At 44.6% G+C, this 14905-nt stretch carries 14 protein-coding genes; 7 read left to right on the forward strand and 7 right to left on the reverse strand.

Going from position 1 to position 14905, the window contains the following annotated elements:
* Positions 1-66: 66 nt before the first annotated feature.
* The 4 genes from J3L18_RS00925 to J3L18_RS00940 are packed head-to-tail and all read left to right on the forward strand — an operon-like array spanning position 67 to position 5514.
* Complete coding sequence (locus J3L18_RS00925; protein WP_129571429.1) at positions 67-1899, forward strand: sodium:solute symporter family protein; 1833 nt, start codon at positions 67-69, stop codon at positions 1897-1899.
* A gap of 11 nt (positions 1900-1910) precedes the next feature.
* A complete protein-coding gene (locus J3L18_RS00930) occupies positions 1911-3107 on the forward strand; it encodes a glycoside hydrolase family 130 protein (protein ID WP_129571428.1) in 1197 nt (398 codons plus the stop codon).
* Positions 3108-3121: 14 nt separating this feature from the next.
* Positions 3122-4345 (forward strand): AGE family epimerase/isomerase, encoded by a 1224-nt coding sequence (locus J3L18_RS00935; RefSeq protein ID WP_129571427.1) that lies wholly within the window; start codon positions 3122-3124, stop codon positions 4343-4345.
* A gap of 44 nt (positions 4346-4389) precedes the next feature.
* Positions 4390-5514 (forward strand): glycoside hydrolase family 26 protein, encoded by a 1125-nt coding sequence (locus tag J3L18_RS00940; RefSeq protein WP_129571426.1) that lies wholly within the window; start codon positions 4390-4392, stop codon positions 5512-5514.
* Positions 5515-5586: 72 nt separating this feature from the next.
* Here J3L18_RS00940 and nhaA read toward each other — a convergent pair whose 3' ends face one another.
* Complete coding sequence (gene nhaA / locus J3L18_RS00945; protein WP_129571425.1) at positions 5587-6894, reverse strand: Na+/H+ antiporter NhaA; 1308 nt, start codon at positions 6892-6894, stop codon at positions 5587-5589.
* Between the two features lie 95 nt (positions 6895-6989).
* On the opposite strand from nhaA, the gene J3L18_RS00950 reads away from it, so the two are divergent.
* A complete protein-coding gene (locus J3L18_RS00950) occupies positions 6990-7277 on the forward strand; it encodes a hypothetical protein (protein ID WP_091166797.1) in 288 nt (95 codons plus the stop codon).
* Here J3L18_RS00950 and J3L18_RS00955 read toward each other — a convergent pair.
* The 3 genes from J3L18_RS00955 to J3L18_RS00965 all read right to left on the reverse strand — a co-directional run bounded on the left by J3L18_RS00955 (position 7240) and on the right by J3L18_RS00965 (position 10209).
* Positions 7240-8478, reverse strand: a complete 1239-nt coding sequence (locus J3L18_RS00955) for an MFS transporter (protein ID WP_129571424.1) — start codon at positions 8476-8478, stop codon at positions 7240-7242. The two genes, J3L18_RS00950 and J3L18_RS00955, sit on opposite strands and share 38 nt — an antisense overlap.
* Positions 8479-8669: 191 nt before the next feature.
* Positions 8670-9377, reverse strand: a complete 708-nt coding sequence (locus J3L18_RS00960) for a hypothetical protein (RefSeq protein WP_189549451.1) — start codon at positions 9375-9377, stop codon at positions 8670-8672.
* A gap of 121 nt (positions 9378-9498) precedes the next feature.
* Positions 9499-10209, reverse strand: coding sequence for a DsbA family oxidoreductase (locus J3L18_RS00965; RefSeq protein ID WP_223266280.1), 711 nt, complete (start codon positions 10207-10209; stop codon positions 9499-9501).
* A 137-nt stretch (positions 10210-10346) separates the two neighbouring features.
* Here J3L18_RS00965 and budA point away from each other — a divergent pair, with 137 nt between their 5' ends.
* The gene (gene budA / locus J3L18_RS00970; RefSeq protein WP_129571423.1) at positions 10347-11141 is read left to right on the forward strand and encodes an acetolactate decarboxylase; all 795 of its coding nucleotides are present in this window, start codon (positions 10347-10349) and stop codon (positions 11139-11141) included.
* Between the two features lie 126 nt (positions 11142-11267).
* A complete protein-coding gene (locus tag J3L18_RS00975; protein WP_090528340.1) occupies positions 11268-12506 on the forward strand; it encodes a DUF3179 domain-containing (seleno)protein in 1239 nt (412 codons plus the stop codon).
* Positions 12507-12519: 13 nt separating this feature from the next.
* Here the strand turns inward: J3L18_RS00975 and J3L18_RS00980 are convergent, their stop codons facing one another.
* From J3L18_RS00980 to J3L18_RS00990, 3 genes are all read right to left on the reverse strand, one after another.
* A complete protein-coding gene (locus J3L18_RS00980) occupies positions 12520-12813 on the reverse strand; it encodes a hypothetical protein (RefSeq protein WP_129571422.1) in 294 nt (97 codons plus the stop codon).
* A gap of 417 nt (positions 12814-13230) precedes the next feature.
* Complete coding sequence (locus J3L18_RS00985; protein WP_091166809.1) at positions 13231-13452, reverse strand: heavy metal-binding domain-containing protein; 222 nt, start codon at positions 13450-13452, stop codon at positions 13231-13233.
* Between the two features lie 3 nt (positions 13453-13455).
* The gene (locus J3L18_RS00990) at positions 13456-14904 is read right to left on the reverse strand and encodes a PepSY domain-containing protein (protein WP_129571421.1); all 1449 of its coding nucleotides are present in this window, start codon (positions 14902-14904) and stop codon (positions 13456-13458) included.
* Between the last annotated feature and the right edge of the window lies 1 nt (position 14905).

The raw sequence follows: 14905 nt of genomic DNA on the forward strand, positions 1-14905 counted from the left end.
CCTTTATGTACTGGATTATTTTAATTCTGTTAATTCAAAAATTCTGTAAATTCTGATTCAGACAAGATGAAGTTACACTTACTTGATGTTGCCATTATAGTTTTATACCTGCTGAGCACCATTTTTATTGGTTTATGGTACCGTAAAAAAGCTCGCGAAAATAAGGAAAGCTACATGCTGGGCGGCAAATCTTTACCCTGGTATAAACTGGGTTTAAGCGATGCCTCCGATATGTTCGACATCAGCGGCACCATGTGGATGGTAAGTCTGTGCTTTGTTTATGGCATGAAAAGTATCTGGATCCCCTGGCTATGGCCGGTATTTAACCAGGTGTTTTTGATGATGTACCTGTCGCGCTGGCTGCGCCGGTCAAACGCCGCTACCGGGGCCGAATGGCTGGCAACCCGTTTCGGTAAAACCGGGCCGGGAGTAACAGGTTCAAATGTGGTGGTTATCGCTTTCGCGCTTTTGAGCTGTTTTGGCTTCCTGGCTTATGGGTTTATTGGTTTGGGTAAGTTCATTGAAATATTTATTCCCTGGGACCTGGTTAAAGCTTACGTGCCCTTCCACGTGGCGCCTCAGTATGTACCGCATATGTACGGGATCATATTTACGCTATTCGCCATGTTTTATTCTATCATAGGCGGCATGCATAGTATTGTACTGGGCGATATGATCAAGTACGGCATTATGACCGTAGCCTGCGTGTGGATCAGTTTCATAGCTGCAGGCAAACTCAGCGGCAACCACCTCAATGTGCCCGATGGCTGGTATAGCCCTTTTTTTGGTAAAAATCTTAGCCTCAGCTGGACGGGGATCATCAACGAGGTAAATAATAAGATCAAAGAAGATGGCTATTCGCTGTTCGGCCTGTTTTTTATGATGATGACTTTTAAAGGCTTCTTCGCGGCAGTGGCCGGGCCCGCGCCTAATTATGATATGCAAAAGATCCTCTCCACCCGTTCGCCCGAAGAGGCCAGCAAAATGAGCGGCTTTGTAAATATCATCCTGTTGCCTATCCGTTATTCGCTTATTGTGAGTTTAACTATCCTGGGCGTACTTTTTTATCACCAAATGGATTTGAAAGACGCCAAAGGGGCTATTGATTTTGAACGCATCCTGCCGGCCGTGATCAACAACTTTTTGCCCGTTGGTTTGGTTGGCTTGCTGCTGGCTGGTTTGCTTGGGGCTTTCATGAGCACCTTCAGCGGTACCATGAACGCGGCGCAGGCTTATATTGTGAATGATATTTACCTCAAATACATCAACCCAAGGGCATCTACCAAAAAAATCATCACCGCCAACTACCTCGTAGGCGTTTTCGTGGTAGCGGTGGGCGTGATACTGGGCTTTTTTGTAAAGGATGTGAATAGTGTGCTGCAATGGATAGTATCGGCACTTTATGGCGGTTATATAGCCAGTAATGTACTTAAATGGCATTGGTGGCGCTTTAATGCCAACGGTTTTTTTTACGGCATGCTTTCGGGGATTTTGTCAGCCATGATATTCTCGCTTATTATCCCTTCGGTCCAACTGTTGTACTGGTTCCCGGTACTGTTTGCCATCTCGCTGGGGGGCTCGGTTGTCGGCTCGTACGCTACAGCGCCAACGGATATGACCGTGTTGCGGTCATTTTATACCACCGTAAGGCCATGGGGCTTTTGGGGGCCTGTCAAGGCTTTGGTAATGGAGAAAGATCCATCATTTGTGCCCAACAAAAACTTTAAGCTAAACATGTTCAACGTGGTTATAGGCACTATTACGCAATGCTGCCTTACCATACTGCCCATGTACCTGATACTGGCACAAAAAGCATCGCTCATAGTTACCATAGCCATACTGGTGGTTACTATTGCCATACTGAAAAAAACATGGTGGAATAAATTAAAGGACTATTGATAGAAAACTATATGACGCAGGAATTTAACCAAAGGCTCGTTCAACTACAGGCCGAACAAGCTCAATTGATTAACCGGCAAAACCAGGTTGAGGAAACAGGCAACGGTATTTTTTGCCGGTTTAAATATCCTGTGCTTACTGCCGCCCATACCCCGCTTGAGTGGCGGTATGATCTTGATGCTAAAACCAACCCTCACTTAATGGAACGTTTTGGTATTAACGCCGTTTTTAATGCCGGCGCTATAAAGTTTAACGGCAAATACCTGATGGTAGCGAGGGTTGAAGGCGCCGATCGGAAATCATTTTTCGCTGTGGCCGAAAGTGCTGATGGGATTAATGGTTTTAAATTTTGGGATTACCCGGTTGAACTGCCCCAAACCGATGAGCCCGATACCAATGTGTACGATATGCGCCTTACCCGCCATGAAGATGGCTGGATCTATGGCCTGTTTTGTACCGAACGCCGTGACCCCGAAGCTCCGTCATATGATCAGTCGATGGCGATAGCGGCCTGCGGTATTGCGCGTACCAGGGACATGGTAAAATGGGAGCGCCTGCCCGATCTGAAAACCAACTCGCCCCAGCAGCGCAACGTGGTGTTACACCCCGAGTTTGTTGATGGTAAGTATGCCTTGTATACCCGTCCGCAGGATGGTTTTATCAGTGCAGGGACCGGCGGTGGAATAGGTTTTGGCTTGTGCGATACTATGGAGAACGCGGTTGTTGACCATGAAACTATCATTCACAATAAAAGCTACCATACCGTTTACGAAGCCAAGAATGGCCAGGGCCCGGCGCCAATCAAAACGGAAAAAGGCTGGCTGCACCTGGCGCATGGCGTACGCAATACAGCTGCTGGTTTACGTTATGTGTTGTACATGTTTATGACCGACCTTCATGACCTTACTAAAGTACTTTACCAACCAGCAGGTTATTTTTTGGCCCCGGTTGGTGAGGAGCGTATTGGCGATGTATCAAATGTAGTGTTCTGTAATGGCTGGATAGCCGATAATAACGGATCGGTTTATGTTTATTATGCGTCCTCAGATACCCGCATGCATGTAGCCACAACTACAATTGATAAACTGATAGACTATGCCATGAACACACCGGCCGATGGTTTGCGTTCGGCCTCATCGGTACAGGCAGTGTACAATATTATCGATAAAAATAAAGCTTTAGGCCAATTACAGGGAGCCGGCGCCTGAACAGAGATTTAAACATGCTTCAACTATCAAATACTGTTTCAAATCATCAGCTTGCTATCTTCAGCAATGAGCTAACAGGTGAGCTGAAAAATATCCTCAACTATTGGCTTAATTATACTGTAGATGGAGTAAACGGTGGTTTTTGGGGCAAGATCAACAATGATAACCAGGTTACTCCCGGTGCCCCCAAAGGTTCGGTCTTAAACGCGCGCATCCTGTGGAGTTTCTCCGCTGCTTATAATCAAAATCCTGATGAAGTTTATTTACAGGCAGCTAAGCGGGCCTATGATTATATCAAAGCTCATTTTGTTGATGATGAGTTTGGCGGCGTGTATTGGTCGGTAGATTACAAAGGCGATATGCCGGATACTAAAAAACAGGTATATGCCAATGCCTTTACCATTTACGCGCTGAGTGAATATTATATAGCTTCGAAATCAGAAAGGGTAAAGCAGGAAGCCATCGGCCTCTATCATCTTTTGATCAATAAAAGCTACGACAAGGATAAAACGGGTTATCTCGAAGCTTTCACGCGCGATTGGCAGCCGCTCGGCGATCTTAGGCTAAGCGCTAAGGATGCCAACGAGAAAAAGACCATGAACACCCATCTGCACGTACTGGAAGCTTATACCAACCTGTACCGCATCTGGCCCGATGGCGGACTTAAACAGCAGATTGAAACCCTGATCAATAATTTTTTTGATCATTTTATTGATGCTGGAACCAGGCACCTCGTGCTGTTTTTTGATGAGGATTGGAACCGACGGTCAGAAACCATATCGTACGGGCACGATATTGAAGCCACCTGGCTTTTACTGGAGGCCGCCGAAGTTATTGGTAATCAGGAAATGATCGAGAAGGTCAGCAGCACTTGCATCGCGATAGCAGAAGCAACCGTACAGGGTTTAGATGTAGATGGTGGCTTATGGTATGAATATGAACCGGCAAATGGTCGTCTCATCAAAGAAAAACACTGGTGGGTACAGGCCGAAGCTATGGTAGGTTTTTACAATGCCTGGCAGGTTAGCGGTAATGATGAATACTTTCATTTGGTCCTTAAAAACTGGGCTTTTATAAAAGATAAAATACTGGATAAACAAAACGGTGAATGGTTTTGGGGTATCAAAGCCGATGGCAGTATTATGCCCGGCGAGGACAAAGCAGGGCTTTGGAAATGCCCCTATCATAACAGCCGTGCATGTATTGAAATTATCAGGCGTATAGGCCCGATAAATTAGCCGTAAAGCAAGGCTTCAAATGGTTTAACTTAGCGGCAGTGATTATGATAAAATTTTTTAGAAGGATTGCTGTTTTATACCTGCTGATCCATAGTTCAACCGCTATGGCGCAACTGTTTGAGCCTGCCGATAAACACTCCACAACCGAAACCCGGCAGCTTTTTTACAGTATGCAGCGCCTGCTTAACGTGGGGGGGATATTTGGTCACCACGATGACCTGGCTTATGGTGTGGGATGGCGTAATGAACCGGGCCGCTCAGACGTTAAAAGTGTTACCGGATCATACCCGGCCCTATATGGCTGGGATTTGGCCAGGATTGAGCACGACAGCATTCACGATATTAACGGAATCGCCTTTGAACAGCAGAAGCAGTTTGTTAGAGATGTTTATGCGCGCGGCGGCATCAATACATTTTGCTGGCATATGGATAACCCGGCCAATGGCAAAACCGCTTGGGATACCACGCAGCATACCGTAAAAGACCTTATCCCCGGCGGCACGTTTCATAATGTATATGTTGAGTATCTTGATCGTGCGGCCAATTATTTAGCTGATATGAAAGGCCCGGAAGGCGAGGCTATCCCGATATTGTTCCGGCCATTTCATGAACTTACGGGCAATTGGTTTTGGTGGTGCAAAAACATCTGTACCCCCGATGAATTTAAAGCCCTGTGGCGTTTTACTATCGATTACCTGCGGGATAAAAAGAAGCTGCATAACTTGCTCATCGTATATTCGGCGGCTGATTTTGAATCAGAAGATGAGTTTTTGGAACGCTATCCCGGCGATGCTTACGCGGATTTTATAGGCTTTGATAATTATTGTATGCAAAGCGTTGAGCGTTTTCAAGCTAAGCTGGATCAACGCCTTGCCATTGTTGATAGCATCGCTATAAAACACCATAAAATAGCATGCCTGCCCGAAACCGGCTATGAAGGTATCCCCATGCCCAACTGGTGGACGGATATATTACTGCAAACCCTCGCTAAGCATAAAGTATCCTACGTAATGGCATGGCGCAATGGAAACGATCATCATTATTACGTTCCATACCCCGGCCAAACCAGCGCCCGTGATTTTATAAAGTTTTATAATAGCCCGCAAACCATTTTCCAAAACCGCATAACACCACTGGGCATTTATGGTAAGCCAAATTGGAAGCAGTAGCCTTGCGGTTCATGGATGATAGTTCATGGTTCATAGAGGAGGTGGATAATACATTCATTTTGGCTTTATGCTTTAAGCCTTCGGCTTTTTGCTTAAAACAGCTACCCCCGATATCCCGGCCAGCAAAGACGCTAACAGGATCCCATACTTGGCCTGGTCAATCATTTCGGCATGATCAAAGGCCAGTGCCGATATAAAAAGGGACATGGTAAAACCTACGCCTGCAAGCAAGGCCACACCTGTCATTTGTTTCCAGGATGAGCCTGCGGGTAATTGTGCGCCAAATTTTACCATAAGCCAGGTAAAGAGCAATACACCTGTAAACTTGCCGGCAAGCAGGCCTATAGCCACACCCATGCTAACAGGGTTGGCCAGTGACGAGAAAAAGTCATGGCTAACTATAATCCCGGCATTGGCTAAAGCGAAAAGCGGCATGATGACGAAAGCTACCCAGGGATGAAGGGTGTGTTCAATTTTTTGCAGCGGTGTTTCGGCGTCAAGGCTCAGCTTTTTTATTTTATCAATAATGTGGTGCTGTTCGGACGTTATAAGCGTGCTGTTGTTTGGCTGCTCGTTTTCAAAATCGGTAAGGTATTGCTTTACAGATTGGGTGTAACTGATCTCACTGATGCGGGTACGTGCGGGAATAGTAAAAGCCACCAACACACCCGCGATGGTTGCGTGGACGCCCGAAAGTAAAAAAGCTATCCAAACAGCGAAGCCTATGATCAAATAAAAAGCAGTACTCCTGATCCCCATTTTATTGCCAATAAGCAGCAGCACCAGCAGCCAAACCCCAAAGGTAAGTGGTACAAGCGCTATGTGACTGCTGTAAAACAGGGCAATTACCAATACCGCGCCAAGGTCATCGGCAACGGCCAATGCTGATAGGAAAACTTTTACAGAGGATGGAATATGTTTGCCCGCCATAGATAGTAAAGCCAGCGCGAAGGCTATATCTGTAGCCATCGGAATTCCCCAGCCATGGGCCGATGGCTTACCTGTATTAAAAAGGAAAAAGAGGAAAGCAGGCACCAGCATTCCGCCCAATGCGGCAAACATGGGGAGTGAAGCTTTTTTTACAGAGGATAGTTCGCCGGCCATAAACTCGCGTTTTAACTCGAGGCCTATCACAAAGAAAAATAAAGCCATAAGGCCGTCGTTGATCCAAAGGTGCAGCGGATGGTTTAAAACATATTTATCAAAACCGAGCGATAGTTTGAGGTCCCAAAGTTGGTGGTAACTGAGCTGAAAAGGCGAGTTTACCCATACGATAGCCACAATTACGCTGATAAAAAGCACTATGCCGCCGGTATGTTCCTGGTTTATGAATTTGCTTACCGGCTGCGTGATTTTATCAATAGGGTAGCTTTGTTTCATAGATGCCTAAAATAGGGATTAAGTTTGATTTTTTGGTGAGATGATCTGCCGATTACATCGGATTAAAACAAAACCCGGCCATAAAACATTTATCAATGAAACCGGATATTATGAATAACTATCAGCAAAAATGGATAAGTACATTGAAAAACGCTCATTTAAATGGTTGGGAGATCAAGCCGCAGGGGGATGATATTTTTGTGGAGATGCCGCATGTTACAGACCTTAAACTAATAAGGGATAACCTGCCCGAAACACTTGCGCTGATGGCCTTGGATATTAATTTACCGAAGGAAAGGCTGAAGTTTATTTTTCACAACGGGTACGAGCAGTTTGAATACCTGCTTAACCCTGCCGCTGCGGATTTGGAACAGGAGGACTAAAATCAACGGTTGTTGTATCGTTGGGTAATTCCTCTTTGGTATTATCCGAATCAATTTTGGCCATTGTTGATACCACTACTACCGAAATTCCCATACAGGCAATCAGGATAAAAGAGGCCCTGAGGGTAGCAATTCCTGCTATAAAACCGATAACCGGCGGACCGACTAAAAAGCCCATAAAACCAATAGTTGATACTGCAGCCAGTGCAACGCCCGGCGACATAGTTTTTGATTTGCCGGCAGCGCTGTATACCATAGGCACTACAGATGATACACCGGCACCAACCAGTAAAAAACCGGCCATGGCCGTATAAACATAAGGGAAAGCTACCGCTATTAGCAAACCTGTTGCGGTTAATGAGCCGCTAACTTGTAAGGTGCGTTTTAAGCCAAATTTGTGAGCAAACCAATCGGCCACAAAACGGCCGCCTGCCATGGTGAACATGAATGTAGTAAAGCCTATGCCAACCAACGCCTCGGGGGCCAGTACTACTTTTTTGAAGTAGATCACGCTCCAGTCGAACATAGCGCCTTCGCAAATCATGGAACAGAAGGCTATAATACCTAATTTGATGAGCGATTTATCGGGCATTACAAACACAGGCCCGGAGTCGGTTACTTGATCATCTTTCAGGTAACGGGCAGCTACGGCCACGCCAATCGCTATCACGATCAGCATTAACGAAAAATGATGAAAAGGGATAATGCCGTTGGCTATCATGAACGTACCTATACCTGCCCCGGTAAAACCGGCCAGGCTCCACAAGCCATGAAAAAATGCCATAATAGGCCTCTGATAAAGCTGCTCGGTAGCTACTGCCTGTGTGTTTACCGCAATGTTTACAGAATTGCTTGCAAAGCCGAAACAAAGCAGGCAGATGATAAGCTGAAAAGTATTTTGTGCGAGGCCTAAACTTACCAATGCAGCAGCGTAAACCAACAGCGCGGCGATAACGAGTTTTTTACTGCCTATTTTGGTGATGATCCAGCCCGAGAAAGGCAGGGAACACATGAGGCCAACCGGCAGGGCGAATAACACGGCACCCAAACCGGCGTCTGATAAACCTAAATTTTGCTGAACAGTAGCAATGCGTGATGCCCAGCTTGAGAAACTCAACCCCGCCATAAAAAACATAGCACCCACGGCAATGCGGAGCGTTAACTTGTTAATGGTATCTGTTTTTTGTGGGATATTGTTCATGTTTTAGTATTGCCATAGTGTCTAAATGACACTATGGTTAATTGCCACAAATATAAGGCAATTAATTGTACTTTTAATAAGCTAAATCGTTTTTTACTTTTACGTGAATTAAACACTATATAAACGGAAAAGCGCTCGCTTAGCCTGTAATTGACTGAAAGCGAACGCTTCTATAATCTTGCTTTATATTGTTAAGTTTTTACATTAAAGGAGCCAACAACGACATATGATATACCGGTATTCAGGTTTTTAAACTCGGCCCTGAAAGTACCTACTGCATTTCCTTTGCTTGCGCTTGAATGATTTAACGTTGTAAACTTAACTTTGCCACCGAAAAAAGTAGCATCTATATTTGCACCCAAATTAACATTCAAATCTATTAGATCATAGGTGCCTGCGACCACTGTATTGGCTCCTAACTGAAATATATCCGAACCATTACCATTGATGTACGAAATCATAGTAGTTCCGGTAGTAGATATCGGACTTTGATCTATAGATGTAAGCATAGGGCCGCTCTTTACAACCTTGGCACCTCCATCAACCTGGTAGGAGATGGTTCCTTGCGAAGTAGCCGGGTAATCAGAGCCGTCGTCAGCTGTGCCAGTTCCTGTACCTGTACCTGTACCTGTTCCCGTGCCCGTGCCCGTGCCCGTCCCGGTACCCGTTCCCGTTCCCGTTCCAGTGCCGGTACCCGTACCCGTACCCGTACCCGTACCTGTACCCGTTCCCGTTCCCGTCCCGGTTCCTGTACCCGTCCCAGTTCCTGTACCTGTGGTAGGGACAACGGCAATTGCTTTTGTTTCTTTATCCGGCCCGAGCGGTGGGTCAAGTTTGCAGCTACTTACCGAAGCTGCTATTAAAAGAAGGGTAATTACTTTACGGTAAATTTTTTTCATATATACAAAGAGTGATAGTTTATGGTTTTAACGGTTTAAATATAAGTATTTTAGCTCTTTGTACGTAGGAGAAAAACTATTTGATACAAATAATGTTAAGAAAAGTTTACAATTTTTTCAATTATTTACAGTCGCCATCGGGGCTGCATGATTCGCCTTCGATCGTATCAAATGCTGGTTTGGGGTTTTCTTCCTGCCAGCCGGTAAAGGCTTTTGCAAGGGTATCTTTAAATACGGCCACCTCCTGTGCCCCTGATACGGCATATTTGCGGTTCATTACAAAAAACGGAACACCACGCACTCCTAAATATTGAGCTTCGGCAATATCGTGTTTTACCTCGTCGGCGTAGGTGTCGCTTTCAAGCATTTGTTTAATTTCTTCAGCGTTCAGGCCAATCGCCGTACCCATTTCAATAAGAGTTTCGGTATCATCAATATTGCGGCCTTCGGTAAAATATGCCCTGAACAAAGCTTCTTCGGCAGCGTCTCCTAATCCATGCTTTTTGGCCAGATGAGCTAACCTGTGCGCATTAAAACTATTAGCCACAACCGATTTGCTGAAGTTATAAGTAAGGCCGGCCTGCGCTGCCATTTGGGTAACATGGTCGTTCATCTGTTCGGCATGGTCAAGCGTCCATCCTTTTATATCGGCCAGGTACTGGTTAATGCTGATATTGGGGTTGGTTTTAAGGTCGGGGTTTAGCTGAAAGCTTTTCCATTCTATCTCAATTTGTTCTTTGCCTTCAAAGCCGGCCAGTGCTTCCTCGAACCTGCGTTTGCCTATATAACAAAACGGGCACATCACATCCGACCATATTTCTACCTTCATCATTTCTATTTTAAATGTTTAAACAAATTTAAGGCCTGTAATTCTTATCCCCGTAAAGGCAAAGTAAAATTTAACAGGCTTTGTTAGATGCCAGAGTGATTTTTGAACTACTTTTATTGCTTTAAAAACACGTTCCCCTCATGAAGAATTTATGCCTGAGATGCTTTTTGCTCTTAATGATCTTTACAAGCCTTAAAACATCGGCACAACAAAAAACAACTGATAAAAATTTATTCAGCGCAGGTTACGCGGCAGGCTTTATTGGCGGCTTGTATGATTCCTATTATCCGTATAAACAATTAAAACAACATGGCGATTTTGGTTTGGGCGCCCCGGGCAGGCTTGATGGTGAGCTCATGGTGTTTAACGGCAAACTTTATCAAACTCAGTCAACGGGTAAAACAACCCAACTTGCCGATACCGGCAAAACCCCTTATGCTGTGGTTTGCTTTTTTCATGCCGAAAAAACATATAAGTGTAATAAGCCTTTATCCAAGTCGGCACTGTTTAGCTACCTTGACAGTATCTTAACCAACCAGAACGGGATCTACGCTATCCACATCAAAGGAAATTTTAGTATGGTTAAAACAAGGGCTTTCCCGCCGGTTGATAAACCTTATTTGCCCTTGGCGGCGATGCTTGACAGGCAACATTTTTTTGATTTTAAGAACATCAAAGGCGATCTTATGGGTTTTAAGATCCCTGCACTGATGGAAGGAGCGCATATCAGCGGCTACCATTTTCATTTTTTATCTGATGATAAAACCGGTGGCGGCCATATTATTGATTTGCTTGCAGATGATATCACCATTGAAGTTGAAACGTTAACAAGCTATACCATTGACCTGCCGCAAACGCCGGAATTTAACAGCTTTGACTTTAAGAAAGACCGCAAGGAAGAGATTAAAAGCGTGGAGAATGGAAAAAAGCAATAATGACTGATCGTTTTTATTTGGACGATAATTTTTTGTAATATGTAAATTTTTATAAATTAGGAAATTATAAACCAATTATAAACTTATTGAGGTAACAGCCCAATGCTGAGGATTTATTGAATAAGCATGAGATGGAACAGTGCTAAAATATTCTGGATAGGTATCATTTTACTTGTGGTACCCGGCCTTGTTCATGCTTACCTGCTCATGCCATTTCCCGGCAGCCAGGATCTGAATGCCATAACCCTGTGTTATTATCTTGAAAAGGTGATCATGCCGCTGCGCTTGATTGGCTTGCTATTCGTTGTTTGGTACCTGTTTAAATTCTACGCTAAAAATACCTTTAAACAAAAGGCTGTTAAAGCCGCTGTTTTTGTGCTTTGCATAGGCAGCTTTTACATAACCGATTATATGTATAAGGCAGAAACCATGTTTAAAGAAACCACAAAAGCTGTTTTTGCCAATGGATTAAAAAACAGGGTGCCGTTAAGCTACCTGGTAGTAGGTGTTGTAAACAACGGTGTCGCCAAAGCTTATCCGCTCATCTACCTGGGCTATCATCATAAACTGCAGGACGATGTAGGCAATAAACCCGTTTTGGTTACCTATTGCACCATGTGCCGTACAGGCAGGGTTTACAGTCCGGTTATAAACGGTGTAAGGCAAAACTTCAGGTTGGTGGGGGCAAGGCACTACAATGCTATAATTGAAGATGAAAACACTAAAACCTGGTGGTACCAGGCTACCGGTAACGCGGCTGTTGGGGAGCTGAAAGGAAAGCAATTAACCGAGCTGCCTTATGAACAATTAACCCTCGCGGCCTGGTTACAGAAACATCCCGAAACGCTCATTTTACAACCCGACAGGCTATACACCGCAGATTATGCCGACCTGAAAAACTACGACCGTGTGCAAGCTATCGACCGTGACAGCACTATAAAAAACAAAGATTCCCTGATGCGTAAAAGCTGGGTAATTGGTGTGATCATAAACGGCAAAGCCAAAGCTTACGACTGGCGCCACATGTACGCCAAACGCCTGCTGAATGATGAGTTGAACAAAAGTTCACTGCTTATTGGCATTGAAAAGGACAGCCTCAGCTATCATGCCTGGAATACATCAGTAAGCGGTAAAACCCTTCACTTTAAACTGGATGATAAAGGCATGCTCACCGACGAAGAAACCGCTTCGGTTTGGGATTGGGACGGCCTGTGCTTAACCGGTACACAAAAAGGGCAGCGCCTTGCTAAAATTCAGGCCTACCAGGAATACTGGCACTCATGGAAACATTTTCATCCCGGTACCGTGTTTTGGAAAGGCGATGAATCGCTGGAGCAAACGGCATCCATTTACCCGCCTTTTTAACAAGCGGCTTTAATTAAATAGCGGTTGCTATTTTGCTGATGTCATCGTCATTAAGCAGAGCGTCTTCAGTAATGTTGGGGTAATACTTATTCAGGATCTTTTGAATAAGCTGGTAGCTTTCGATAGATTGAATGGGAGCGGAAGCCAGTTCAGTGATGGTTGAACCAATGAGCTTAAGTTTTTTTGCCTCGTACTGGTTGATCACAAAGTCAGAAGTTTTTTTCTTACGGCTTTGTTGTATGAGATCATCAAGTTTCTTGATCTCTTCAACCAGGTCAATCATTTTTAATACTTCCACCTTTTTCATCAGCGCCAAAATTAGTGATTTATTTGTAACAGGGGGTATAACAGGATATAAGTTGTATTGTTTGTAAGTATGAGACGGGTGGAAGCTGTAATTGTTACGGATAGAAATGAGCGCCTTTTCAATGTGTGCAAGCTGAAAAAATTAAAAATATGTCATTGCGAGTGTTTAAATCCGGAGGCCTCTGAAAGTGAAATGACAAAAGAGAGCCTGTCAGTCTGAGCCTGTCGAAGACTCGCGCGCAGAGGCCTACCCACCATGCTTCGACAGGCTCAGCATGACACCGTTTTAAGTTGTCATGGGTAGCGAAGCGTGGCAATCTCGCAGCTAATACATAGCCGCCCTGTGTAGCTACAAGATTGCCGCGTCGCCCCATTGCATTGGCTTATGCTGCTCCTCGCAATGACATTTTTTCTTTTACTATTTCTTATCCTCCGTAGTATCCCTTTCAACCAGGGCCATACCGCATTTAGGGCAGGTGCCGGGTTTATCAAACGTAAGATCGGGGTGCATGGTGCAGGTGTATTTTCCTTTTTTCTTTACTGTTGAGGTGGTGTCGGTTTTGCCGGTGCTTTTAACCGCACTGTTGCAGGCGCCAAGGGCAAGGCCGGCTAAGGCTAAAATGATAAAGCTTTTTTTCATTGATTATTTGTTTTTGATGAATGAGGCCAACCCGAACAACGATACTACCAGCACACCTAAAGCGGCCAGCATACTCACTATGTCGCGGATATCCTTACCCGCCCAGGTCATGCCGAAATATTTGTGTAAAAATATAAAAGAAAGCCCTTCGGCCCTGTCAATTCCTGCAACTTTTGCAGCCAGCTTTGATGAGGTAGTTTCAATATACCAATTGCTGCCGTCGGCATAACTTACGCTTTCAACCGGCAGGCGTTTGTTGATGAAACCATACTCGTTATCAAACTGCTTTACCTGGTTAATTTTTACCCTGCCATAAAATTTATCAGCATCAAGGCTGGTATGGTAATAGGTACTTAAAAAGCGGGCATAATCCTCATCCCCGTTAATTTGTTCTTTGCCGGTTAAGGTGTTAAAGTAGCAGATCTGCTTTTTATTATCAGTTACCTGGTAATAGCTGTTGCCACCAAAGTTAACCACGGCTATCCTCTTGATGATACTATCGGCAACAGGAAGCTGAAGGTTGGAGATAGCCAGCTGTTTCCTGGTGATCATCTGCCCATAATCAGGCTTTGGTGTTTCGGTATTGTGCAGTTTTACGGCAAGGTGAAAAGCGCCGCTGATTACGAAAGTGAACATCACAAAGGAAACAATAAGCCCTATCTGCCGGTGATAGCGATGAACGATGCGCTTGCCCTCGCCGCCATTTTCTTTTCGCTTTTGAGCTACGGATTTAAACTTTTTCCACATTAAACCATAAACAGTTAAGCCGCTGATGAGGGCGAACAGCATTACCACCATGATGATGAGTAATACTACATTTCGGAAAATATCGCCGCCGATATCAGCCAAAAACTGCCAGGTATGGAACTGTTCAAACAGCCAAAGGAAAGCCTTGCGGGTATTATTGTTAAATGTACCCATGCGGCTCTGACTGGTTTCGATATAAATGTCCATGCCATCGGGACGGTCAAAGCTAATCTTCCAAACAGGCAAAAGGTGATTGATGGGCTGGTATTGCCCATCAAATGTTGTTTGCAGAGCGATCTTTTTAATGTTAGATGTTGAGTCCTGCGTAAAATAGCGGGCAAGATAAGTGGCATATAGCTTATCCCCATCTTTTAACAATACCCCGTCATTGGCCGAGTAGTAATTGTACACACTATCTTTATCCAGCACCTGGTAATAGGTGTTGTGATTAAAGTTAATCAGTCCGAAGTTCCGGATAACGGAGATATTATTTTTATCCAGTACCTGCTGGATGCTGAGTACCGGTTTCATCCGGCTTTGAGGTAGCGGTTTAAACACTTCCTCCGCAATTGAAGGCCTGAACCAGTTTGACATGAATGGGTGTGAAAGACCGCTCAGTGTCCAGAAGATCACCGGGATGAGGGCTGTTAAGCCCAGCACCCGGTGCCATTTATAAAAGTTGCTTTTTACTGTTGCTGATGCCATT

Origin of the sequence: Mucilaginibacter gossypii, from assembly GCF_017569325.2 — a bacterium.
In the GTDB taxonomy this organism is placed as follows: domain Bacteria; phylum Bacteroidota; class Bacteroidia; order Sphingobacteriales; family Sphingobacteriaceae; genus Mucilaginibacter; species Mucilaginibacter gossypii.